Annotated in this window: 21 protein-coding genes; 13 read left to right on the top strand and 8 right to left on the bottom strand. The window is 64.2% G+C overall.

Annotation, left to right across the window (positions count from 1 at the left end; translation table 11 throughout):
* Positions 1-75: 75 nt before the first annotated feature.
* Together FXV83_RS25355 and mddA are read right to left on the bottom strand one after the other, a co-directional pair.
* A complete protein-coding gene (locus tag FXV83_RS25355; protein ID WP_148742318.1) occupies positions 76-498 on the bottom strand; it encodes a GFA family protein in 423 nt (140 codons plus the stop codon).
* A 220-nt stretch (positions 499-718) separates the two neighbouring features.
* Positions 719-1,507: a methanethiol S-methyltransferase gene (mddA, locus tag FXV83_RS25350; RefSeq protein WP_148742316.1), complete on the bottom strand. Its 789-nt coding sequence runs from the start codon at positions 1,505-1,507 to the stop codon at positions 719-721.
* Between the two features lie 134 nt (positions 1,508-1,641).
* Here mddA and FXV83_RS25345 point away from each other — a divergent pair, with 134 nt between their 5' ends.
* Positions 1,642-3,192, top strand: a complete 1,551-nt coding sequence (locus tag FXV83_RS25345) for a winged helix-turn-helix domain-containing protein (RefSeq protein ID WP_148742315.1) — start codon at positions 1,642-1,644, stop codon at positions 3,190-3,192.
* Positions 3,193-3,267: 75 nt separating this feature from the next.
* Here the strand turns inward: FXV83_RS25345 and FXV83_RS25340 are convergent, their stop codons facing one another.
* The 5 genes from FXV83_RS25340 to FXV83_RS25320 all read right to left on the bottom strand — a co-directional run bounded on the left by FXV83_RS25340 (position 3,268) and on the right by FXV83_RS25320 (position 7,889).
* Positions 3,268-4,512: an acyl-CoA dehydrogenase family protein gene (locus FXV83_RS25340; protein ID WP_148742313.1), complete on the bottom strand. Its 1,245-nt coding sequence runs from the start codon at positions 4,510-4,512 to the stop codon at positions 3,268-3,270.
* Positions 4,513-4,607: 95 nt separating this feature from the next.
* Complete coding sequence (locus FXV83_RS25335) at positions 4,608-5,540, bottom strand: helix-turn-helix domain-containing protein (RefSeq protein ID WP_148742311.1); 933 nt, start codon at positions 5,538-5,540, stop codon at positions 4,608-4,610.
* A gap of 192 nt (positions 5,541-5,732) precedes the next feature.
* Positions 5,733-6,302, bottom strand: a complete 570-nt coding sequence (locus FXV83_RS25330; protein ID WP_148742309.1) for a DUF2147 domain-containing protein — start codon at positions 6,300-6,302, stop codon at positions 5,733-5,735.
* 32 nt (positions 6,303-6,334) lie between these two features.
* Positions 6,335-6,997, bottom strand: a complete 663-nt coding sequence (locus FXV83_RS25325; protein ID WP_148742307.1) for a DUF3313 domain-containing protein — start codon at positions 6,995-6,997, stop codon at positions 6,335-6,337.
* A 253-nt stretch (positions 6,998-7,250) separates the two neighbouring features.
* Positions 7,251-7,889 carry a TetR/AcrR family transcriptional regulator gene (locus FXV83_RS25320; protein ID WP_148742304.1) on the bottom strand — a complete coding sequence of 213 codons (639 nt, stop codon included), beginning with the start codon at positions 7,887-7,889 and terminating at the stop codon, positions 7,251-7,253.
* 215 nt (positions 7,890-8,104) lie between these two features.
* Between FXV83_RS25320 and FXV83_RS25315 the strand changes: the two genes are divergently transcribed.
* The 7 genes from FXV83_RS25315 (at position 8,105) to FXV83_RS25290 (ending at position 15,064) form a co-directional block, all read left to right on the top strand.
* The gene (locus FXV83_RS25315) at positions 8,105-9,655 is read left to right on the top strand and encodes an ABC transporter substrate-binding protein (RefSeq protein ID WP_148742303.1); all 1,551 of its coding nucleotides are present in this window, start codon (positions 8,105-8,107) and stop codon (positions 9,653-9,655) included.
* A gap of 205 nt (positions 9,656-9,860) precedes the next feature.
* On the top strand, positions 9,861-10,832 hold the full coding sequence (locus FXV83_RS25310) for an ABC transporter permease (protein ID WP_148742301.1): 972 nt from the start codon (positions 9,861-9,863) through the stop codon (positions 10,830-10,832).
* Positions 10,829-11,668: an ABC transporter permease gene (locus tag FXV83_RS25305; protein WP_148742299.1), complete on the top strand. Its 840-nt coding sequence runs from the start codon at positions 10,829-10,831 to the stop codon at positions 11,666-11,668. The genes FXV83_RS25310 and FXV83_RS25305 overlap by 4 nt, the downstream gene beginning before the upstream one ends.
* A gap of 2 nt (positions 11,669-11,670) precedes the next feature.
* Positions 11,671-13,290, top strand: a complete 1,620-nt coding sequence (locus FXV83_RS25300) for an ABC transporter ATP-binding protein (RefSeq protein ID WP_187436144.1) — start codon at positions 11,671-11,673, stop codon at positions 13,288-13,290.
* Between the two features lie 295 nt (positions 13,291-13,585).
* Positions 13,586-13,762, top strand: a complete 177-nt coding sequence (locus tag FXV83_RS42995; protein ID WP_187436143.1) for a hypothetical protein — start codon at positions 13,586-13,588, stop codon at positions 13,760-13,762.
* Positions 13,759-13,968 carry a hypothetical protein gene (locus FXV83_RS25295; protein WP_148742295.1) on the top strand — a complete coding sequence of 70 codons (210 nt, stop codon included), beginning with the start codon at positions 13,759-13,761 and terminating at the stop codon, positions 13,966-13,968. Before FXV83_RS42995 ends, FXV83_RS25295 begins: the two co-directional genes overlap by 4 nt.
* Positions 13,969-14,122: 154 nt before the next feature.
* On the top strand, positions 14,123-15,064 hold the full coding sequence (locus FXV83_RS25290) for an AEC family transporter (RefSeq protein ID WP_148742293.1): 942 nt from the start codon (positions 14,123-14,125) through the stop codon (positions 15,062-15,064).
* Between the two features lie 34 nt (positions 15,065-15,098).
* On the opposite strand, the gene FXV83_RS25285 is transcribed toward FXV83_RS25290, so the two are convergent.
* Positions 15,099-15,383, bottom strand: a complete 285-nt coding sequence (locus FXV83_RS25285; RefSeq protein ID WP_148742291.1) for a hypothetical protein — start codon at positions 15,381-15,383, stop codon at positions 15,099-15,101.
* 185 nt (positions 15,384-15,568) lie between these two features.
* On the opposite strand from FXV83_RS25285, the gene FXV83_RS25280 reads away from it, so the two are divergent.
* The 5 genes from FXV83_RS25280 (at position 15,569) to hemA (ending at position 21,799) form a co-directional block, all read left to right on the top strand.
* Positions 15,569-15,889, top strand: coding sequence for a hypothetical protein (locus FXV83_RS25280; RefSeq protein WP_148742288.1), 321 nt, complete (start codon positions 15,569-15,571; stop codon positions 15,887-15,889).
* A gap of 222 nt (positions 15,890-16,111) precedes the next feature.
* A complete protein-coding gene (locus FXV83_RS25275) occupies positions 16,112-16,837 on the top strand; it encodes an outer membrane protein (protein WP_148742286.1) in 726 nt (241 codons plus the stop codon).
* Between the two features lie 163 nt (positions 16,838-17,000).
* Entirely contained in the window at positions 17,001-19,151 is a 2,151-nt protein-coding gene (locus FXV83_RS25270) for a methyl-accepting chemotaxis protein (protein WP_148742284.1), read from the top strand.
* Between the two features lie 110 nt (positions 19,152-19,261).
* A complete protein-coding gene (locus tag FXV83_RS25265) occupies positions 19,262-20,323 on the top strand; it encodes an MBL fold metallo-hydrolase (protein WP_148742282.1) in 1,062 nt (353 codons plus the stop codon).
* A 246-nt stretch (positions 20,324-20,569) separates the two neighbouring features.
* Positions 20,570-21,799, top strand: coding sequence for a 5-aminolevulinate synthase (gene hemA, locus FXV83_RS25260; RefSeq protein WP_148742280.1), 1,230 nt, complete (start codon positions 20,570-20,572; stop codon positions 21,797-21,799).
* The last annotated feature ends 173 nt before the right edge of the window (positions 21,800-21,972 follow it).

Below are 21,972 nucleotides of genomic sequence, written 5' to 3'. Positions count from 1 at the left end.
CCGCAAGCGGGAGAGGGAGCCCACCGCCGATGTCGCCGCATCGTGCATGCCCTGGTGGGAGAAGCGAAGAACTCGCTACTCCTGCATCATCTCGCCGCTGCCGCCGAACTCTGCCGGAAAATCCTTCAGCTTGGGCAGGCCGTCGCGCATCGGCAGCACCGTCTCGGCGTAATTGACGTGGACGCCGGGCGTGAAGGCGAGCGTGGGGATGGTGGCGGTAAAGACGTCGATCAGGCCGAGCGGCGGATGGTTGGTCATGAGATGACCGCCGCACTTCTTGCAGAACTTGCGCTGGCTGAGCGGCGTCTTCGCGAAGGTCTCGACATTCTGGGCGCCTTCGCTGATGCGCACGGCTTCCGGCTTCCACAGGCTGAAGGCGTTCACCGGTCCGCCCGACCACGATCGGCAGGAACGGCAATGGCAATAGCCCATCGCCTCCGGCGCGCCGGTGACCTCGACCGTGACCGCGCCGCAGAAGCAGTTTCCGACATGTTTCATGTTGTTCCTCCGTTGATGAAGAGCGAGAGTCGTCTCCCTCCCCTCGCTCTTTCGTGCGCCGGGATTTCGGCGAAGGTGAGTACGGGGAGAGGGTGAAGGGGAATCACCCCAAGGCACCGCGAGAGCGGGACTCGTGGAGAGTTTCCTAGCCGCTGCGCTATGCGCATCGGCGCCGCGGCGCGTCCTCCGTTCGGCGGACGCGCGCGGAAATATCCGAAGGTTATACTGACCGGCGCCAGGGAATAAGCATCGACACCCGTTGTTTGTACTGCCGGTAATCGTCGCCAAAGAGATCGACGAGGTCGTGCTCCTCCAGCGCGATGCCCACGAAAATGTAGATCGTGGTCACGGCGGCGAACAACAGATGGCCTGCGGTCATGACCGGCGCCGCCCAGAACGCGATGATGAAGCCGAGATAGATCGGATGGCGGACGAATTTGTAGAACAGTGGCGTCTTGAAGCGCGGCGGCGTCGGCTCCTTGCCGACGAGATGATTGGTCACCTGATGCAATCCGAACAGCTCGAAATGGTTGATGATGAAGGTCGAGGTGAACACCAGCACCCAGCCCGCCAGCGACAGCGTGACGATCGTCACGGCAAGATCCGGGTTCGCGACGTTCCATATGACGGTGGGCAGCGGACGCCACTGCCAGAACAGGAGGAGCAGTGACAGGCTCGCCAGCAGCACATAGGTGCTGCGCTCCACCGGCTTGGGGATTACTTGCGTCCACCACGCCTTGAATTGCTGCCGTGCCATCACACTGTGCTGAATGGCGAACAGCGACATCAGGAGGAGATTGATGATGACGGCCTCGGCCGTCGGCGTGTCGGTTCCAGTGTCGATGGTCTTTGGCACCACCAGCCCCATGACGAAGCCGATGGCGTAGAGAATGGTGACGAAAAACACGAGATATGCCGCAATTCCGTACAGAAAGGCGATGAACTTGAAAACGCGTGAGCCCGCAAGCCCCGGGCCGATTGAATGAAGCTGATGATCAATTTGGGTCATAGAATGCTCCGTTGTGCCAAGACGCCGGCACTTCATTGGTCGCTGCACCATGCCGCTTCGGACGTCCCGAGACTTTCGCGGACGGTTGATTTTCGCCTGAGACGACTTTGATTTTTGCTTGAGACGACAGAAACGTGCGATTTTGCTTTGAAAACAACGTGCTCGACGGCGACCTGCGGGAGCTTACCTGCGGCGGGGCGGCCGTGCCGTTGCAGGCCCAGGTGTTCGATCTGCTGCTCTATCTGGTCGCGCAGCGCGCTCGAGTGGTCAGCAAGGATGACCTGATCCGCCAGATCTGGAGCGACCGGATCGTCTCGGACTCCGCACTGAACAGCCGGATCAATGCCGCACGAAAGGCGCTTGGCGACGACGGCGCGACCCAGCGGCTGATCAAGACCATCCCGCGCAAGGGCTTTCGCTTCGTCGGGGAAGTCCGGGAAGAAATGGCAGCCTCACCTGTGCCGGCCGAAGCCGGGCCCGCCCCTGCGCGCGCGGCAGCCGACCGCCCGGGGATCGCGGTGCTCGCGTTCGAGATCATGAGCGGCGATCCTGCCCAGGAGTATTTCGGCGACGGGATCAGCGAGGACATCCTGACCGCGCTGTCAAAGCAGCGCTGGTTCATGGTGATCGCCCGCAACTCATCCTTCACTTACAAGGGCCGTGCGGTCCACATCAGGCAGATCGCCGAGGAACTCGGCGTCCGCTACATCGTCGAGGGCAGCGTGCGCAAGGCGGGCAACCGCGTGCGCATCACCGCGCAGCTCAACGACGCTACCACCGGCAGTCATCTCTGGGCCGAACGTTACGACCGCGAGCTCATCGACGTCTTCGCCGTGCAGGACGAGATCACCAATGCGATCGCCGCGGCGATCGAGCCGCAGATCCATGCGGCGGAGAATTTTCGCAGCCACCGCAAGCCGCCTTCGAGCCTGGACGCCTGGGATCTGGTGATGCGCGCGCTGTCGCATTATTGGCGCGTGACGCGGCAGGACCACCTCGCCGCGCAGGCGTTGCTGGAGCGCGCCATCGCGATCGACCCCGCCTACGGCCAGGCGCTGTCGGTGCTGGCGGCGAGCCACATGTTCGGCGTGCATCTCGGCTGGGCCGACCTCGCCACGACGGCGCCGGTCGCGGAGGCGGCCGCGCTCGCAGCGGTGCGCTGCGACCACGAGGACGCCTGGGCGCATGCCGCGCTCGGCAGCGTCTGCTTCTCCACGCGGCGACTTGCGGACGCGCTGTCCGAATTCGAGCAGGCGCTCGCGCTCAATCCGAACTTCTCGCTGGCGCAGGGTTATTATGCGCTGGCGCTGTCCTATGCCGGACGGCCGAAGGATTCGTTCGAGGCGGCGCAAAAGGCGATCCGGCTCTCACCGCGCGATCCGTCGCTGGCGATCTATCACGGCATCGCCGGCTATGCGCGTTTCACTGAGCGGCGTTATGACGAGGCGATCGCGCTGGCGCGCGAGGCGATCCGCCACCGCGGCGACCTCACTGGCGCCTATCGCGTGCTCGCGGTCTCCGCCGGCATGACCGGCGACAGCGCGCTCGCGGAGATGGCACTGCAAGAACTCCGCCGTACCCAACCGGGCATCTCGCTGCGCTGGATCGCGACGCAGCTGCCATGGGCGAACGACGCGGATCGCGAGCACTATCTGGAAGGGTTCCGGCGCGCGGGGTTGGGGTAGAGAACTCCCTCTCCCCGCAAGCGGGGCGAGGGCCATCGAATGCGCAAGAGGCGGATGCAGATACGGCGCGTCGTCTCAGGCTCCTCCGCACGCGGTCAGCGGATCGTAATCGGGCCGCATCAGCATCGCGTGGAGCTGACGCCGGCGGATGCCCATATTGCCACCGTCGAAGATCGGCAGCGCCAACGCGTCCTGCAACAAGCGGCCGAACGGCGCCGCGTGATCGTAGCTATCGATGCCGACCACGCGCATCAGGTCGGTGATGACCCGCACCGCGGCTTCGGAGCCGAATATCTTGGCCTGGACCGCGAGCTCGTCGGCGCCGGGCAATTGCGCATCGAGCGCATGGCAAGCCCGCCAGCTCAGGTAGCGCACGGCTTCGATAGTGGTCTTCGCGTCGGCGAGTGCATAGCCGACCGCCTGATGCTCGATGATCGCCTGTACCCCGCCGCGTTTCTCGGTGCGGGCAAAATGCAGTACGAAGTCGAAAGCGGCCCGCATCAGGGCGACGCCGAAGATGCCGACCAGCGCCGCCGTGCCGGTGAAGGCGGCAGACGCCAGCATCAAGCCGCCCCCCTCCTGCCCGAGCAGATTGCCGTGCGGCGCGGTGACGGCACGCAGGCTGAATTCCGGCACGAGGTGAGCGCGGTGGCCGATCGAATCGATGGCGCGTTCGAACACGATGCCGGGCACCGGGCCCTCGACCGCAATGATGGAGACACCCTGCTCCGGTGGCGCGGCGGGATTGGTCCGGCGCACCACGCACAACACGTCGGCGCCGTTGCGGTCCCACCCGGTGGCGGACGACACCCATTTCTTGCGACCGTCGATGATCCAGTTGCCAAGCTCGCGTTTAGCGGTGGTGCGCACGCCCTCGCCCGGCGGCGGTGCGGCGGCATTGGCGCTGCCGCCGGGTTCCGAGGAGCAGAAGCCCGCAAGCGGAGCGCCGCTCGTCTTCAGGAACGGTGCAAGCAGGCGGGCGCATTGCTCCGCCGTACCACCAAGCAGAATCGGCAGCAGACCGAGCACCGTGCCGAGCATGGTCAGCGTCACGCTCGGATTCACAGCGTAGAATTCTTCCGCCAGGATCGCCATGTCGACAAGTCCGGCATTGTCGCCGCCCGCCGGCGCCGGAATGCATTTGCGCAGATAACCGGCAGCGACCATCGCCTCATAGGTAGGCTTCGTCGCCAGGAAGCGCTCTTCCGGCGTCGCCAGCAACTCGGCCTTGCCGGCGCCGGCCAAGACCTCCGCCGCGAATTTTCGCGATTGAAGCTGCAACGCGCGCTGCGCAGGTGAAAGCGTGAAATCAATCGCCATCGAACATCTCCCTCGCTCCGGCAGGTCACCAGGGTGAGCCGAGCGAGGGCGGAAAATCTTGGTCGGCAGCGACCGAATTCTTGGCTGGAGGTGAACTACTCGCCCTTCCCCTTAGTCCTGCGAAATTCGCGCGGGGCGAGGCCGTGGCTGCGCTTGAAGAGGCGATTGAAGTGCGAAATTTCGGAAAAGCCGGCCTCATACGCGATCGCGGAGATGGTCTTGTGACGATGCTGCGCGTCGAGCAGGTCGCGACCGCAGATCAGGATCCGCCGATCGCTGACATGCTCGCCGACAGAGCGGCCGGTCGCGACGAACAGCCGGTGCACATAGCGCTCCGAGCAGCGGAACTTCCGGGCAAGCAATTCGGCATCGAGACCGGGATCGTCGCTGTGGCGGTCGATATGGTCGAGCATCATCGACAGCAGCACTGGCGCATTCACGCGCGCAGCCGGCGTTTCACCCAGCATCTCCGGTGCATGCGCGATCAGCTCGACCACATGCGTGCCGCTGCTTGCCGCAACGGCGGGTGCGGCCAGGCAAAGCTCGGCATAGCCTGCGAGCGTGCGCGACAACGCGCGGCCATTTTCCGTCCTCGACAACGCAAGCCGCGGAGAATCCGCAAAGCTCTTTGGCAGGCGCCGCCGCGGCACGGCAAAGCAAAAGAGGCGGAAGTCGCGGCCGTTGGCAATCTCGAACGGCTCGGTCGTATCGGCGACCGCGAGGTCGCCAGGCGCGCAGACCTGCTCGTGTCCCCGTTGCGTCGTGCGGCCCAGGCCCTCGAGCTGGAGATTGACGAAGCAGAGATCGTCCGTGCTTCGCGCAATATGGGGCCGCAGCCGGAGAACGCAGTGCCCCGTGGCTTTCACCAGCGAAATCTGGACCGCCGCGGCGTCGGTACGCGCGATCGAACCTTCGAAGGGACGGTCGGCGATTTTCCGCGGCTCGCGCCGGACAAAGGCCGCAGCGAGATCGTCGGCCCAACTGCCGAAGGGCTGATCGGCACGAGAGGGCTTGGCTGACCATTCCATAGGTGCGCCCCGGAATGAGGAATTCGCGCGTGCAAATTCGGATTGGACGACCCGTCGGGATGGAAGGATAGCTTTTGGCGAACAACCGGTCAAATCTCGAAGGCGCGCAATATGCGACCGCCATCACGTCGTCATTGCGAGCGCAGCCGTCGGCGCACCGGAAACCAAGTGAATGGTTAGCGAAGCAATCCGCTACTTGGCTTTGGCCTGCATCGGCTTCGGCGCCGGCACCTGCGCCCATTCCTTGTCGGCGCGGGGCCCGTTGAGATCGCCGGTGAGGCCGATGAGCTGGCCGGGCTGGACGTCGAGGGTCTGCTGCCAGGTCTGGGTCTGGCACAACAGCTTGATCAGGCAGCCCTTGAGCTTGAGGCGGTCGGCAGATTCGCGCCACAGCGAGACCGAATAGGATTTGCCGTCCTCGGCATTGTAGATGTCACCGGCGAAACGGCCGTCGGCCGTCGCCTGCAAGCCCATGATGAGCTGGTGGCCGAGCAGCGTGCGGGCGCGCTTGTCGGTGTCGGGATTCTGGCTATCGCGATAGGGTTGGCCGCGCTTGTCGGCTGGCTCCTTCATCCAGACGATAAAGCCGCAGATGCGATCGCGCGACGGTCCGCAGCGCTCGAGCCGGATGCGCGCCCGGCCGTCCTCGACGAGCCAGGTGCCGCTGGGATCGATGGGACCGACGGCGCCGGCTTGGCCGCCAAGGACCATCATCACGATGGTGATCGCAATGCGCAGCAGGAAGCGAAGCAAGAAGTTCATCAACAGCACCTTTGGTTTGATGGGTTGCGGCGTCAGTTCAATTGCGCCATCAGCGCATCGGCACCCTTGTCGAGGCCGGCGTTGGCGGCCGCGAGCGAGCCGACGCTGGCCTTGATGTCGTAGGCGCCGGGGTATTGCTTGGTGACATAGGCGCTGAGCAGGCGCGCGGTCGCGGCATCGAAGATCTCGACGCCGTAAATGACCGAGCCGGTCATGGTGCCCTCGCCGTCGCGGGCGGCCTGCACGCCGTTGTAGACTGCGCCGGCGACATCGAAGCGCGAGAGCGTGCCGAGCACCGGCATGTTGGCGACAGCGCCGGTCAACGTCAGCCTGATCCGCAGCGTGCTCGGCCCGCGCTCGCGCACCAGCATGAAGCGGCCGCGCAGCCGCTCGGCGAAGCGGTCCTGCATGTAGGCGGCGAGCGTCGCCTTGTCCTTGTCGGACATGTCGGCGAACTGGTGATCTTTCCCGCGGTAAACCACGACCGGTTCGAGAATCACTTTATTAAAGGCGCGCCAGTCGACCGGTGTGGAATAGCGGTACGGCACCCGGCCGGAGGCATCGGACTTGTCCCGCGCCATATAGGCCGAGGACGCCATCTCCGAATAAGGCACGGGTGCAACCGAGGCGCAACCGGCCGCGGCCGCGCACAGAGCAAGCGTTCCCAGACCGCGCATGGCGATTGAGTGATCCATTCCAGACTCCTCTTGCGGCTTTGACGGAAAGCGATGGCAACCGCAGCCGCGTACGGGACCAGACGCGGCTGCGGGGCTCACCATCGCCGGCCCAACGCATCGTCCGGGGCCATGTCAGACGCCTCGGGCCATCTCAGTGTTTCCACTTATAAAACCGACCGGTTGGTTTGTAAAATGCGAACAGCACGGCCTGGCACATTTGGCCGCAGGCGCGGTATTAGGCAACGACCGGTTCGAGTTCGCTAACGATGGCTCACGCGCGCTTGCGCGCCGTTCCGGCCTTCGCGGCGGATGTCGTGCCGGCTTTCACGGCGCGGACCTTGGCCGGCTTTTCGAGCGGCCGCCATTGATCGTCGTCGAGCAGACGCGCGAATAGGCGCTGGTGCTCGTCCTTGCCAAGCGGCGACATGCCAAGTAGCGAGCTCAACAACAGCCCCCGCGCCGCTGCCCAGCGCAACAGCGCGAGCTCGGGATCGGCGGCCTCCGCCTTGATGGCCTCCACCCTCTTCATCTCGCGGTCGCGCGGAAGCGACATCAGATCGGGATTTTCGACCATCGCTGCGACCAGCGCGAGCGCCGCCGAATTCGGCGACGTGGCCGCTTCGCGCACGGTCGCAAGCTGCGTCGCCAGATTGGGATTTGCCGAGGTCGCACTCACCTTCGCCAGATAACGGGTCGAGAACTCCTCGAAATGCTCCATCTGCCGCTCCAGGAGCGCCTTGAGCACGGCCTCCTTGGTGCGGAACTGATGCATGACGCCGCCCTTGCTAAGACCACTCTCGCGCGCGATGGCATCGAGCGTCAGCCGGCCAGGCCCATCGCGCGCGATGATTCTGATCGCGGCTTCGAGCGCAGCCTTGCGGGATCGTTCCGAGCGGGTGGCATTGTCCATGGCCGACTTGTCTCCATGACAGGACCGTGAATCAAGTGAAAACGGCACGCGCTGTACATTTTTTGTGCGAACACTGTCGAGACTTTCATCTTGCGGCGTCGAACGAGACTATGTGAGCCTTGATATCGGATGGGGACTGGGATGGGACGGCCGTAGCTTCGCGCGCCATGACGTGCGAAGCCTTTACGGCTGGTCTCGCTTGAGAAAGATACGACATGTCAAAACGAGTGTTGCTCGGTATCCTCCTGGCTTGCGGCCTCACCACCTTGGCGCTGGCGCAAGAGCCCAAAACGGGGGGCGTGATCAATGCCGTGATCCAGCCCGAGCCGCCCGGCTTGATGCTTGCGATGGTCCAGAACGGGCCGGTCCAGATGGTGTCGGGCAACATCTTCGAGGGCCTGCTGCGCTACAGCCCCAAGCTCGAGCCGCAGCCGGAGCTGGCCGAGAGCTGGAGCGTCAGCGAAGACGCCAAGACCTACACCTTCAAGCTTAGGAAGGGGGTGACTTGGCACGACGGCAAGCCCTTCACCGCCGCCGACGTGCTGTTCTCGATCGAGATGCTGAAGCAGACCCACGCGCGCGCCCGCAACAACCTCATGCAGGTCGACAAGGTCGAGGCGCCCGACGACTACACCGTCGTGTTCACGCTGAAGCAGCCGTTCGGCCCGTTCCTCGGCATCTTTGAGGTCGGCTCGATGCCGATGGTGCCGAAGCATCTCTACGAAGGCACCGACTTCAAGACCAACCCCTACAACAATGCGCCGATCGGCACCGGCCCCTTCATGTTCAAGGAATGGCAGAAGGGCTCGTTCATCCGCCTGGTCAAGAACCCGCACTATTACGAGAAGGGCAAGCCCTATCTCGACGAGATCTACTGGCAGGTCATCCCGGACGCCGCCGCGCGCTCGGTGGCATACGAAACAGGCAAGGTCGACGTGCTGCCCGGCGGCTCGGTCGAGAATTTCGACGTGCCGCGGCTGTCCAAGCTGAAGGACACCTGCGTTACCGGCGCCGGCTGGGAGTTCTTTTCGCCGCTGGCCTGGTTGTGGCTGAACAACCGCCAGGGTCCGCTCGCGGACAAGCGGGTGCGTCAGGCTGTCATGTATGCGATCGATCGCGACTTCGCCAAGGACGTGATCTGGAACGGACTTGGCAAGGTCGCGACCGGCCCGTCCGCCTCGACCATCAAGTATTACACCGATGACGTGCCGAAATATCCCTATGATCCGGCCAAGGCCAAGGCGCTGTTGAAGGAAGCCGGCTACAAGGGCGAGAAGATCCGCATGCTGCCGCTCGCCTATGGCGAGACCTGGCAGCGCTGGGGTGAAGCGGTGAAGCAGAACCTCCAGGACGTCGGCATGAACATCGAGACGATCGCCACCGACGTTGCCGGCGGCAACCAGAAGATCGGCGACTGGGACTACGACATCGCCTTCACCTATCTCTACCAGTACGGCGATCCCGCGCTCGGCGTCGGCCGCAACTACGTCTCCAGCGCGATCGCGAAGGGCCAGGTCTTCAACAACGTCGAAGGCTACTCCAATCCCGAGATCGACAAGCTGTTTGCCGACGGCGCCGTCGCAACGCCGGATTCCAAGCGCAAGGAGATCTACGAGAAGGCGCAAAAGATCCTGGTCGAGGACGTGCCGGTGGCCTGGATGCTCGAGCTGCAATTCCCGACCATCACGCGCTGCAAGGTCAAGAACCTGATCACCACCGGGATCGGGGTCAATGACGGCTTCAAGGACGCATGGCTCGACAAGTGAGGGCGTGCTCCTTCACCTCTCCCCGCGTGCGGGGAGAGGTCGAATGTGCGCATGGCGCACATTCGGGTGAGGGGGAGTCTCCGCGAATCCAACTGCTGTTACCCTTGCGGAGACTCCCCCTCACCCAACCCTCTCCCCGCAAGCGGGGCGAGGGAGTTCACCGTCACCGTGGCCTCAGGTCACGCTACAAGATATGACTTCCTAGATGCTCTCCTTCGTCGCTCAGCGTGTCGCAAAGGGCGTGATCGTCCTGCTCGCGATCGTCGTCCTCAATTTCTTCCTGATCCGGCTTGCGCCCGGCGACCCCGCGGTCGTGATGGCCGGCGAGGCGGGGGCCAGCGACCAGATCTTCGTCCAGCAGCTGCGGGAAAAATTCGGCCTCGACAAACCGCTGCCCGAGCAGCTCTTCATCTACGTCAAGGGCATCGCCACGCTCGATCTCGGTTTCTCCTTCCGCCAGCAGGCGCCGGTGTCGAAGCTGATCCTGGAGCGGCTGCCGGCGACGCTCTTGCTGACGCTGACGGCTTTCACGATCTCGCTCATGCTCGGTGTCCTCTTCGGCACCTTCGCGGCGCGCTTCGCCGGAACCTTCCTTGACACCGCCATCACCGTGTTCGCGCTGATCTTCTACGCCATGCCGATCTTCTGGGTGGCGCTGATGGGCATTCTGCTGTTCTCGGTCACCATGGAGTGGCTGCCGAGCTTCGGCTACGAGACGGTCGGCGCCAACTTGACCGGCCTTGCCCATGTGATCGACGTCGCAAAACATCTCATCATGCCGGCGATGACGCTCGGCCTGTTCTTCATGGCGACCTATACCCGCATGACGCGGGCTTCGATGCTGGAAGTAAAGCGGCTCGACTTCGTCAAGACCGCGCGCGCCAAGGGCCTTTCAGACGCCGTGATCCAGCGCCGCCACGTGCTGCGCAACGCGCTGCTGCCGGTGGTGACGCTTGCCGGCGTGCATTCCGGCACGCTGATCGGCGGCGCCGTCATCACCGAGACCGTGTTCGCCTGGCCCGGCATCGGACGCCTGATGTACGACGCGCTATTGCAGCGGGACTACAATCTGCTGCTCGGCGTCTTCGTGATCTGCTCCGCCATGGTGCTGATCTTCAACCTCATCACCGACCTGGTCTATCGCCTGGTCGATCCGCGCATCGAATACGCCACATGAAACAGTTCTGGAAATCGATGCTGCGCAGTCCGAGCGGCGTCATCGGGCTCATCATCCTCGTGCTCGCGATCGCGGTTGCGGTGTTCGGGCCGCTGCTGTTCCCGAACTCGCCCTGGCGCATGGTGCAGCGGCCGTTCCTGCCGCCCTTCACGCTCGCGACCGTGCCGCTCGGCACCGATGCACTCGGCCGCGACGTGTTCGCCGGCATGATCTTCGGCGCACGCGTTTCCTTGCTCGTCGGCCTCGTCTCGACACTGGCGGCGCTGATCGTCGGCGTGCCGGTCGGTGCCATGGCCGGCTATTTCGGCGGCAAGGTCGACGACGCATTGATGCGCTTCACCGAATTCTTCCAGACCATTCCGAGCTTCGCGCTCGCGATCGTTCTGGTCGCGATCCTGCAGCCCTCGATCTCCTCGATCGTGGCCTCGATCGCGGTGGTGAGCTGGCCGCCGGTCGCGCGCCTCGTGCGCGGCGAAGTGCTGTCGCTGCGCACCCGGGAATATGTCCAGGCTGCCGTGGTCACCGGCCAGAGCAACACCTGGATCATCCTGCGCGAGATTTTGCCGAACGCATTGTCGCCGGTGATCGTGCTGGCCTCGCTGATGGTCGCAACCGCGATCCTCTTGGAATCCTCGCTGGCGTTCCTCGGCCTCGGCGATCCCAATTTGATCTCCTGGGGCTACATGGTCGGCGCCGGCCGCACCGTGATCCGCCAGGCCTGGTGGATCACAGTGTTTCCCGGCGTCGCTATCCTGATTTCGGTGCTCGGCCTGAACCTGATCGGCGAAGGCCTCAACGATGCGCTCAATCCGCGGCTGTCGCGGGAGGGACGCTGATCATGACCGCCCCGCCCGCTGTCTCGATCAAGAACTTGCGGATCGCGCTGCCCAAGGGCGCCGAGCGTCCCTTCGCGGTCGATGGCGTCTCGCTGGATCTGCAAGCCGGCAAGATCGTCTGCGTCGTCGGCGAGTCCGGCTCCGGCAAATCGATGTGCGCGCATGCGCTGATGGGCCTGCTGCCGGACACGGTCTCCGTCAACTCCGGCGAGATCATGTTCGAAGGCCGCGACCTGCTCAAGCTCGACGACGACGGTTGGCGCGATCTGCGCGGCCGCCGGCTCGCGATGATCTTTCAGGAGCCGATGACCGCGCTCAATCCGCTGATGCGGATCGGCGACCAGATGGCGGAGATGTTCGAGGCCCACGGCCTGCTCACGCCGAGAGAGCGACGTGCCAAGGCGCTGTCGCTGGCGCGCGAGGTCGGCCTGCCGGACCCCGAGCGTATCGTGCGCGCCTATCCACACCAGCTCTCCGGCGGCCAGCGCCAGCGCGCCATGATCGCGATGGCGCTCGCGCTGGAGCCCGCGGTGCTGGTCGCGGACGAGCCGACCACCGCGCTCGACGTCACCACGCAGGCGCAGATCCTGAAGCTGATCCGCAATCTCCAGCGTAATCGCAATATGGCGGTGATGTTCATCACCCATGATTTCGGCGTGGTCGCAGACATCGCCGATCAGGTCGTGGTGCTCAGGCATGGCAAGGTCGTCGAGGAAGGACCCGCCAGCGCTGTCTTCAACGAGCCGCAGCACGACTACACCAAGGCGCTGCTCGCGGCCGTGCCGACCATGGCCCCACCGGCGCGCGTGCCGTTGGACGATCAGGCCAAGGCCGTCGAGGTGATCGGGCTGGACAAGACCTATGTCACTTCGGGCGGCTGGTTTCGCCAGGACCGCCGCGTCGATGCCGCGCGCGAAGTCAACTTCACGATTCTGAAGGGCGAGACGCTCGGCCTCGTCGGCGAGTCCGGCTCCGGCAAATCGTCGGTCGCGCGCCTCGTGATGCGGCTGATCGAGGCCGATCGCGGCACAGTGCGGATCGGCGAAACCGATCTCACCTCGTTGTCGGGCAAGGCACTGCGCGCCGAGCGCCATCGCATTCAGATGATCTTTCAGGATCCGTTCGCCTCGCTCAATCCGCGCCGCAAGATCGGCCACATCATCGCCGACGGCCCGATCGCAGCCGGCGTCGAACCGAAGGCGGCGTTCGACCGCGCCCGCGATCTGCTCAAGATGGTGGGGCTGGATGCCGGCGCGCTCGATCGCTACCCGCATGAATTCTCCGGCGGCCAGCGCCAGCGCGTCGGCATCGCGCGCGCACTGGCGCTCGAGCCGGAGATCATCGTCGCCGATGAAGCCGTCTCCGCGCTCGACGTCTCCGTGCAAGCTCAGGTGCTGAGACTGCTTGAAGACCTCAAGGCGCGGCTCGGACTCTCAATGCTGTTCATCACTCACGACTTACGCGTCGCTGCCCAAATCTGCGACCGCATCGCGGTGATGCAGCGCGGCGCTATCGTCGAGCTGAAGCCGACCGCGCAGCTCTTCGCCGCGCCCGAGCACGCCTATACGCGTGAGCTGCTTGCGGCTGTGCCAGGGCAAAAGGAGCGCGCGACGGCGGCGTGAGAGATCCGTCGTGGCGGGTTCGCAAACTTTGCGATGGTTCCAAAAACTTGCTCGCTGCACGGCGCGAAACATATTTGATCCAGCAGCATTTGCCTTGTGAGACTGCCCCTGCTGATCACCGCAGGGGGGTAAGTAGACCCCAGCATCCGGTCGCTTGCGGGGCGCGGTCACGCGCTTGTTATGCCGTCGTGACTGGCCGCGCGGTTTCAAAGCCAAAGGCGGCACCATAGATGGCGTTAACATGATCAACGTCATCTCATGATGATGGACTTGTTAACTGATATCCGGAGCCAACATGGGCGAAATTATTCAGTTTGTCTCGAGGTCCGAGCGCGAGCGAGTACGCCTCATTCAGGAGGCACGCGCCATCTACGACAGCATCTTCCCGGCGGCCGATCCGGCCAGCGAAGAGCAGGATAAAACGATGGTTGGCCGCGCATTCATCGGCGGCGACAGAGGTAACCTGTCGTGATCAAGATCATCGCCGTGCTCTGCAGTCTCGCGTCTCCGGCCAATTGTCACGAGCAGATCGTCACCACCTCGGACTTTGCCCAGGTCTCGGTGCAGTCCTGCCTGATGGGCGCGCCGCAGCTCGCCGAGTGGATGAACCAGCATCCGGCCGAACGCCTGGCGGCATGGCGCTGCGTTATCGGTCAACAAAGCGGCCGGGGAATTTAGAGTAGCAGGCCCGCTGAAGGATTCGAGCCGCCTGGCGTTAGCGGGGGACCGACGAGGACTTTTTCGAGCCAAGAGCCGCTCGAGCTAGGCAGTGACGACATTCCATCGCCGGTGTAACCTGCAGTGCGGCCGTTGGCAGCAAGGGGGAAACCAGATGGAGGTCGCCAGCCTCGTTCTTCCCGTTTTCGCGATCATCGTCACCGGCTGGCTCGCCGGCGAGCTCGGCTATCTCTCCCGCTCGCTGGCCGACGCGCTGGTGCATTTCGCCTACAACGTGGCGATGCCTGCGCTGCTGATCGTCACGATCGCGCAGGAGGCGGCGCGCAATCTCCTGGAATGGCGCTTCCTGCTCGCATTCGGGGGCGGCTCGCTTGTTTGCTTCGCGCTGGTTTTCCTGGCCGTCCGCGCGGGCGGCAAGCACGATCTCGCCAGCAGCACGATCCATGGAATGGCAGCGGCGATGACGAATACCGGGTTCGTCGCGCTGCCGATCCTGCACGCGATCTACGGCCAGCCCGCCGTTCTGCCGGCTGCGGTTGCGACACTGTTCGTGGCGGCCGTGATGTTTCCGATCACGGTCATTCTCCTGGAAAAGCAGCAAGTGCGCGGGCCGGCTGCGGATTCTCCCGGGCTGGCGAAGCAGATTCTGCTCAATCCGATGGTGCTGTCGACCCTCATCGGACTCGTCTGGGCAATCACCGGTCTGCCGATTCCGGCGCCGGTCGCAGCCTTTCTGAATATGATCGCCGCGGCGCTCACGCCCTGTGCGCTCTTCGCGATCGGGCTCGGCCTGTCCGTCGAGGGACTGCGGTCTAACCTGAAGACATCGTTCGCGCTCGCGGTCGTGAAACTGGTGATCATGCCGCTGATCGTCTACGGACTCTGTGCGGTCCTGGGCCTCAATGCACTCTACACGGTCGCCGCCGTCGTCTGCGCGGCCGTTCCGACTGCGAAAACCGTGTATGTCCTCGCGCACGAACACAAGGTCGAGGAGAAGCTGGTCGCGGCCACGGTCTCGATCACGACAATGCTGTCAGTCGCAACATTGCTGGTCGCGCTCTACCTGCTCTCTGGCCTCGCGCCCGGCACACGTTGACCGGCAGCGGCTCACGTCTTGCAGAATGTGGTCCCTATCTGGTGGTGTTGCTCCAGGTGGGAACCGCGTTGGTTACGCCGACCGAGGGCCAATTGTACGATCCGATCGACGGCGCCGTGACCGTGCCGACCGTCTGTCCGGATGACCCATAAGACGCTCTGGGCTGCGGCGCCGGCGATGCGGCGCCCCCGTAGGCCGGGGCCACGACGCGCGTGCTGTAGTGTCTGCTCGACCGGTACTTCTTGGCTTCAGCCGCGAAGGGCGCGGCAAGCAGTCCGGCAGTGATGAGTGTAGCAATAGCGAATTTGATGGTTGTCATGGCTGATCCCTTCTGCGGGTCCGCTGTGCCATCTGTTGATTGATTGGAGGATTTCCATAGCACCCCGATCATAACTCCGTGCGCGCACGAAGGTGCCGCGGCGCGCCGTGTACGCTCCTCGCCTTCGGATGGACCCGAATCAGCGCTAGTGCATTCACCTCGGCGATCTCGCGTAACGAGGTGACATGACCGGCCCCGAACTGAAGCAACTCCGCGACGACCTCTCCGCGGCCCTCGAGCGGAAGCTCACGGCAGCTGACATGGCGAAGCTGTGCGGATTACCGGAGAAGGGCGGCGCCGACACCATCCGGCGCTGGGAGGTGCGCGGCCCAACGCCATCAGCGACCAAGGTGCTGCGCGTGCTTGCCATGGCGAGCGAGCGCTATCCGATCCTGGAAAATTTCGACGTCTTCGATCGCCACGACGTGCGCGAGGAAGACCGGCCAGCGCGTCGCGCGGCGTTCCGCGCGCAGATGCGCGACGAGGCGCTGCGGCGTCTTGGTTAACGAGGTATGCACGCAAGTTACCTGCGAGCTTCAAAGTTAAACCTTCCTTCAGCATTTCTTAAGTCGCCATTAAGTACAAAAAGCATTTACAGCCCAATAAGTTACGTTGGGTGCCGCTGTGCCATGCATGTGACAGCATTTTCGTCAAAAGCGGGCTATCTGCAAAACAACGACGGCGCAGAAAGCGCGCCTGCCGGGGACCTGAGTGTTGGAGTTAGGACTATGAAGAAGATTCTGTTTGCGACCGTGGCGCTGATCGTGCTGGGCGCGGCCGCGCCGGCCCTCGGTGCCGATCTCGGCGCCCGCCCCTATTACAACAAGGCCGCACCCGCCTATGCCGCGCCGATCTACAATTGGACCGGTTTCTATCTCGGCGCCCATGTCGGCGGCGCGTTCTCCAGCGACAACAATTTCAGCGGCCTCTCTACCGGCAACAACGGCAACGGCCGCTTTCTCGGCGGCGTGCAGGTCGGTGCGGACTGGCAGTTCAACCCGAACTTCGTGGTCGGCGTCGAAGGCCAGTATTCCTGGCTCTCCGGCAGCGTCGGCGCGGTGTTCCCCGGCGGCGTCGCCTACACCAACGACCAGCGCGGCCTCGGCTCGATCACCGGCCGCGTCGGCTACACCTGGGGTCCAGGCCTGCTCTACGTGAAGGGCGGCTACGCCTATTCGGACAACAACGAGAAGGTGACTGTCGGCGGCGTGCCAACCGCCTTCGTCATCACTGGCGATCACCGCAACGGCTACACCGTCGGCGCCGGCCTCGAATACATGTTCGCGCCGAGCTGGTCGGCAAAGGCCGAGTACCAGTACTACAATTTCGGCGACGCGCACTTCACGGGGGGCCCACTGGCGGGCACCGGCAACTTCACCACCGACGACCATACCGTCAAGGCGGGCGTCAACTACCGCTTCAACTGGGCCGGCCCGGTGGCCGCGCGTTACTGATCGGTTAGCAAAACCCTATGCTGACGAAGGGCCGGCACGTTTGCCGGCCCTTTCTTTTTTCGCTGTGCGGAACGCGCAACCGTTTGTGCAACTTGCGATTTTTTAACCCACACCACGGATACTCCGCAGCGAAAATATAAAGATCACACGTGGGGGAATTTCGATGGCGATCCGTCTTGGCCGTGTCCTCGGCCGTTTCAAGCCTCGCTTCAAGATGCCGAAATGGGGCGTGCGCGGCAGCCTGTTTGCGGCCTTCGCCGTGATCGCGGGCATGGGCCTCGTGATCTCGGCGGGCGCCGGCTTCGTGCTGCAGAATCTCGGCGGACGCATGACTGATCTGAGCGGACGGGACATTCCGCGCCTTGCCGCAAGCCTGCAATTGTCGGCACTGAGCGCGAGTCTCGCGGCACAGGGACCGGCGCTACTTGCAGCTCAAAGCGAGGATGCCCTGAACGAGCGCACCAAGAAGCTCAGGGAATTGCAGGAGCAGACGCAGCAGAAGCTCGGCGAGATCGTCGAGCTCGGCGCCGACAAGACCATCGTCTCCGGACTCAGCGAGACCATAAAGAGCATCAACGAGGCGGCCCAGAGCCTGGCCAAGGCCGCCCGCGAGCGGCTGGATGTAGCCGCACTCCATGACAAGCAATATGACGCGCTGCGCAGCGCACAGAGCGGTTTCGTCGGCGCGGCAAGTCCAGCGATGCTGAACGCCCAGACCCAGGTGAACGCCATTCTCGGGTCGGCCAACCTTTCCGCCGAAGATGCCACCGAAGCCGCCCAGACAGTCGGCCAGCTCGGCAACGTCGTCGCCAGCGGCAATCTCGCTGCCGCCGACATGAGCGCGGCACTGTCGGCGAACACGAGCGACAAGCTCGACGACATCCAGAAGGAATTCAAGACGGCACAGGGACGCCTGCGGTCCAACCTCGATCTGTTGCCGGACAATCAGGGCACCAAGATGCTGCGCGAGACGGCGGAAAAGCTGCTCGCGCTCGGCACCGGCAAGACCGGCGTGTTCAACCTGCGTGAGAAGGAGCTCGACGCCATCGACTACGGCCAGACCATCCTGGACGAGACCCGCAAGCTCAATGTCGGCCTCGGCATCAGCGTACAGCAGCTCGTCGACGGCGTGCAGAAGGAGACCAATGCCTCGACCTTCCAGGCGCGGCAGGAGATATCGCTCGCGACCACGAGCATGCTGGCGCTGGGTGCGCTGACGCTGGTCGGCTCGGCGCTGTTCGTCTGGCTCTATGTCGGCCGCAACATCCTGCGCCGGATCGGCGCCCTGCAGCAGTCGATGCAGCTGCTCGCGAACGGCGACCTCGAGACAGAGATCTACCGCTCGAACAATCACGACGACGAAATCTCGGTGATGGCGAACACGCTGCAAGTGTTCCGCGAAAGCATGATCGAAACCCGCGCGATGTCGAGCGAGCAGGACAAGGACCGCATCGCCAAGGCCGAGCGTGCCGCGCGCGTGGAGGCGAAGATCGCCGAGTTCGAGAGCACCGTGCGTTCCGCGCTCGACAATCTCGCGCAGTCGGCCAATTCGATGCAGTCGACCGCGCAGAGCATGTCGAACACCGCCGACCAGTCCAACGCGCTGGTGAACGCGGTCGCCTCCGCCGCCGAGGAGACATCGGTCAACGTGCAGACCGTGTCGGCCGGCACCGAGCAATTGTCGTCCTCGATTGCCGAGATCAGCCGTCAGGTCGTCACCTCGGCCGAGATCGCCAGGAAGGCGGTCGACGAGGCCGGCTCGACCGACGCCACGGTGCAGAGCCTTGCCGACAGCGCGAGCCGCATCAGCGTCGTGGTCGATTTGATCCAGACCATCGCCTCGCAGACCAATCTGCTCGCGCTCAACGCCACCATCGAGGCGGCGCGCGCGGGTGAGGCCGGCCGCGGCTTCGCGGTGGTCGCCTCCGAGGTGAAGAGTCTCGCGAGCCAGACCGCGAAGGCGACGGAGGAGATCCGCTCCCAAATCGCCAGGATGCAGCAAGTTACCACCTCGGCGGTCGGCGCCATCCAGGGCATCGGCCGGATCATCGGTGAGATCAACGACGTGACCACGACGATTGCCGCTGCGGTCGAGGAGCAAGGTGCGGCCACCCGCGAGATCGCTCGCAACATCCAGCATGCCGCCGGCGGCACCAGCGAGGTCTCCAGCAACATCGTCGGCGTCTCCACTGCATCAGCCGAAGCCGGCGCAGCGGCAAGCGAGGTGCTGGGCGCATCGGATGCGCTCCGCCGCGAGGCCGACATGCTGCGCGGAGAGATCGACGCGTTCCTCAACAACATGCGGGCGGCGTAAGCTTCGCTCCATCCGGGCTACGGAAAACTGGCTGGAATGACCGCTATGCGGGCCGGCCACGCGTCCTTTTTCGGCTGGCGCGCCGCAGCCAGTGGGTTTAAGCCGGTGGCATGAACTCAAAAACCGACACCGTGCAGTCCTCCGCCGAGGCCCTGCGCTATCCCTGGGATCAGCATCCCGGCCCCGAAGAGGTCGTGGAGATACGGCCAGGCGTGCTGTGGGTGCGGCTGAAATTGCCGTTCCGCCTCAACCACGTGAACATCTACCTGCTCGCCGACGGCGACGGCTATGCGATGGTCGATGCCGGCTTCGGCAATGAGGAAACGATCGAAGCCTGGACCAGGCTGTTCGATGGACCGCTGAACGGCGTCCACATCACCCGGCTGATCGTGACCCATTCGCACCCCGATCATGTCGGGCTCGCGGGGTGGATCGTCGAGCGTTTCAGCTGTCCGCTGGTGATGTCGCAGGTCGAATATCTGCAATCGGTCTATCATCAGAACCGCGGCACCGAGGAGCGGCGCGAGGCGCAGCGGCTGTTCTTCCGCCGTCACGGCATGGACGAAGACCTGACCGACAAGCTGCTCGGGCGCGGCCAGGATTATCTCAAGCGCGTCTCGGTGCTGCCGCCGTCCTACCGCCGCATCTCGCATGGCGACGAGGTCGTGATCGGCACGCGGCGCTTCAAGGTGATCACGGGCGGCGGCCACGCGCTCGATCAGGTGATGCTGTATTGCGCCGACGACAAGCTATTCCTTTCCGCCGACCAGGTGCTGAGCAAGATCTCCCCCAATGTCAGCGTCTGGGCAGTCGAGCCCGACCAGAATTCGCTTGGCGAATATCTGGCCTCGCTGGCCAGCCTCACCACCACGCTGCCCTATGACCTCTTGGTGCTGCCCGGCCACGGCGTGCCGTTCTACGGATTGAAGACCCGCATCAAGCAGCTCGCCGACCACCATGAGGACCGCTGCCGGCTGATTGCGGAGGCCTGCCGCGAGGTGCCGCAGACCTCGCGCGAGCTGGTGCCGGTGGTGTTCAACAAGTATCCCCTCGACGTGCACCAGATGGGCTTCGCCTCCGGCGAATTGATCGCCCATGTCAACTATATGCTGGTCGAGGGCCGGTTGACCGCCGAGACCGCCGACGGCGTGCTGCGTTTCAGGACGACGTGAGCGCTGCCTTCATCTCGCTATTTGATCGCTATTTGACCGTCGAGACCGACCGGGACGCCCCTATCGCACAGCAACATTGGCGATCCCGTCGGTACTTTTGACCCACGTCAAGCCGCCGCACGCCCGATAGGGCATTTTGCCCAAATGCCCCACAGGCCCAAATGTGGGATAGCGCATAGACATTAGAGCTGGAAAAGCTCTAAGAAGATGCGAGCCCTTGGTCAGGTTCCGTTGCAGGTTTTGCCGATGGATTACAGCCAGTTCTTCAATTCCGCCCTTGATCGTCTGCACACCGAGCGGCGCTACCGCGTGTTCGCCGACCTTGAGCGTATCGCCGGCCGGTTCCCGCATGCGCTCTGGCACTCGCCCAAGGGCAAGCGCGACGTCGTGATCTGGTGCTCCAACGATTATCTCGGCATGGGCCAGCACCCGAAGGTGGTCGGCGCCATGGTCGAGACCGCGACCCGCGTCGGCACCGGCGCAGGCGGTACCCGCAACATCGCCGGCACGCATCATCCGCTGGTGCAGCTCGAAGCCGAGCTCGCCGATCTTCACGGCAAGGAAGCCGCGCTGCTGTTCACGTCGGGCTATGTCTCGAACCAGACCGGCATCGCGACCATCGCAAAACTGATTCCGAACTGCTTGATCCTGTCGGACGAGCTCAACCACAATTCTATGATCGAGGGCATTCGCCAGTCCGGCTGCGAACGGATGGTGTTCCGGCACAATGATCTCGCCGATCTCGAGGCGCTGCTGAAAGCGGCCGGTCCGAACCGGCCGAAACTGATCGCCTGCGAGAGCCTCTATTCCATGGACGGCGACGTCGCGCCGCTGGCAAAAATCTGCGATCTCGCCGAGAAATATGGCGCGATGACCTATGTCGACGAGGTTCACGCTGTCGGCATGTACGGCCCGCGCGGTGGCGGCATTGCCGAGCGCGACGGTGTGATGCATCGCATCGACGTGCTCGAAGGCACGCTCGCCAAGGCCTTCGGCTGCCTCGGCGGCTACATCGCCGCCAACGGCCAGATCATCGACGCTGTGCGCTCCTACGCACCGGGCTTCATCTTCACCACCGCCCTGCCGCCGGCGATCTGCTCGGCCGCGACGGCAGCGATCAAGCATCTGAAGACCTCGAGCTGGGAGCGCGAACGCCATCAGGACCGCGCCGCCCGCGTCAAGGCGATCCTCAATGCCGCTGGCCTGCCTGTGATGTCGAACGACACCCACATCGTGCCGCTGTTCATCGGCAATGCCGAGAAGTGCAAGCTGGCCTCCGACCTGCTGCTGGAGGAGCACGGTATCTACATCCAGCCGATCAACTATCCGACCGTCGCCAAGGGCACCGAACGCCTGCGCATCACGCCCTCGCCTTATCACGACGACGGCCTGATCGATCAGCTCGCCGAAGCCTTGCTGCAAGTGTGGGACCGCCTCGGTCTGCCTTTGCGCGAAAAGTCGCTGGCGGCGGAGTAGGTCCGCTTTCGCCTCTCCTTACACTCAACTTGCACCGTCCCCGGAGCTACCCCCTCGCCAACCCTCCCCCCGCAAGGGGAGGGAGCGAGAGAGCTGTGCCTGCCTCACGTCGACTAGCCGCAACTGACGCCCAACGCAGTGCTTGTCGGGCCCTCGTTGCGACGATCGACGCC

The organism is Bradyrhizobium hipponense, from assembly GCF_008123965.1.
GTDB lineage: Bacteria > Pseudomonadota > Alphaproteobacteria > Rhizobiales > Xanthobacteraceae > Bradyrhizobium > Bradyrhizobium hipponense.
Note: the sequence above shows the minus strand (reverse complement) of the source record. Positions and strands in the feature narration are given on the sequence as shown.

Bases quoted from the DNA above. Each gene is read 5' to 3' on its own strand.
- FXV83_RS25355 (WP_148742318.1), bottom strand. From the start codon at position 498: ATGAAACATGTCGGAAACTGCTTCTGCGGCGCGGTCACGGTCGAGGTC.
- mddA (WP_148742316.1), bottom strand. From the start codon at position 1,507: ATGACCCAAATTGATCATCAGCTTCATTCAATCGGCCCGGGGCTTGCG.
- FXV83_RS25340 (WP_148742313.1), bottom strand. From the start codon at position 4,512: ATGGCGATTGATTTCACGCTTTCACCTGCGCAGCGCGCGTTGCAGCTT.
- FXV83_RS25335 (WP_148742311.1), bottom strand. From the start codon at position 5,540: ATGGAATGGTCAGCCAAGCCCTCTCGTGCCGATCAGCCCTTCGGCAGT.
- FXV83_RS25330 (WP_148742309.1), bottom strand. From the start codon at position 6,302: ATGAACTTCTTGCTTCGCTTCCTGCTGCGCATTGCGATCACCATCGTG.
- FXV83_RS25325 (WP_148742307.1), bottom strand. From the start codon at position 6,997: ATGGATCACTCAATCGCCATGCGCGGTCTGGGAACGCTTGCTCTGTGC.
- FXV83_RS25320 (WP_148742304.1), bottom strand. From the start codon at position 7,889: ATGGACAATGCCACCCGCTCGGAACGATCCCGCAAGGCTGCGCTCGAA.
- FXV83_RS25315 (WP_148742303.1), top strand. From the start codon at position 8,105: ATGTCAAAACGAGTGTTGCTCGGTATCCTCCTGGCTTGCGGCCTCACC.
- FXV83_RS25310 (WP_148742301.1), top strand. From the start codon at position 9,861: ATGCTCTCCTTCGTCGCTCAGCGTGTCGCAAAGGGCGTGATCGTCCTG.
- FXV83_RS25305 (WP_148742299.1), top strand. From the start codon at position 10,829: ATGAAACAGTTCTGGAAATCGATGCTGCGCAGTCCGAGCGGCGTCATC.
- FXV83_RS25300 (WP_187436144.1), top strand. From the start codon at position 11,671: ATGACCGCCCCGCCCGCTGTCTCGATCAAGAACTTGCGGATCGCGCTG.
- FXV83_RS42995 (WP_187436143.1), top strand. From the start codon at position 13,586: ATGGGCGAAATTATTCAGTTTGTCTCGAGGTCCGAGCGCGAGCGAGTA.
- FXV83_RS25290 (WP_148742293.1), top strand. From the start codon at position 14,123: ATGGAGGTCGCCAGCCTCGTTCTTCCCGTTTTCGCGATCATCGTCACC.
- FXV83_RS25285 (WP_148742291.1), bottom strand. From the start codon at position 15,383: ATGACAACCATCAAATTCGCTATTGCTACACTCATCACTGCCGGACTG.
- FXV83_RS25280 (WP_148742288.1), top strand. From the start codon at position 15,569: ATGACCGGCCCCGAACTGAAGCAACTCCGCGACGACCTCTCCGCGGCC.
- FXV83_RS25275 (WP_148742286.1), top strand. From the start codon at position 16,112: ATGAAGAAGATTCTGTTTGCGACCGTGGCGCTGATCGTGCTGGGCGCG.
- FXV83_RS25270 (WP_148742284.1), top strand. From the start codon at position 17,001: ATGGCGATCCGTCTTGGCCGTGTCCTCGGCCGTTTCAAGCCTCGCTTC.
- FXV83_RS25265 (WP_148742282.1), top strand. From the start codon at position 19,262: ATGAACTCAAAAACCGACACCGTGCAGTCCTCCGCCGAGGCCCTGCGC.
- hemA (WP_148742280.1), top strand. From the start codon at position 20,570: ATGGATTACAGCCAGTTCTTCAATTCCGCCCTTGATCGTCTGCACACC.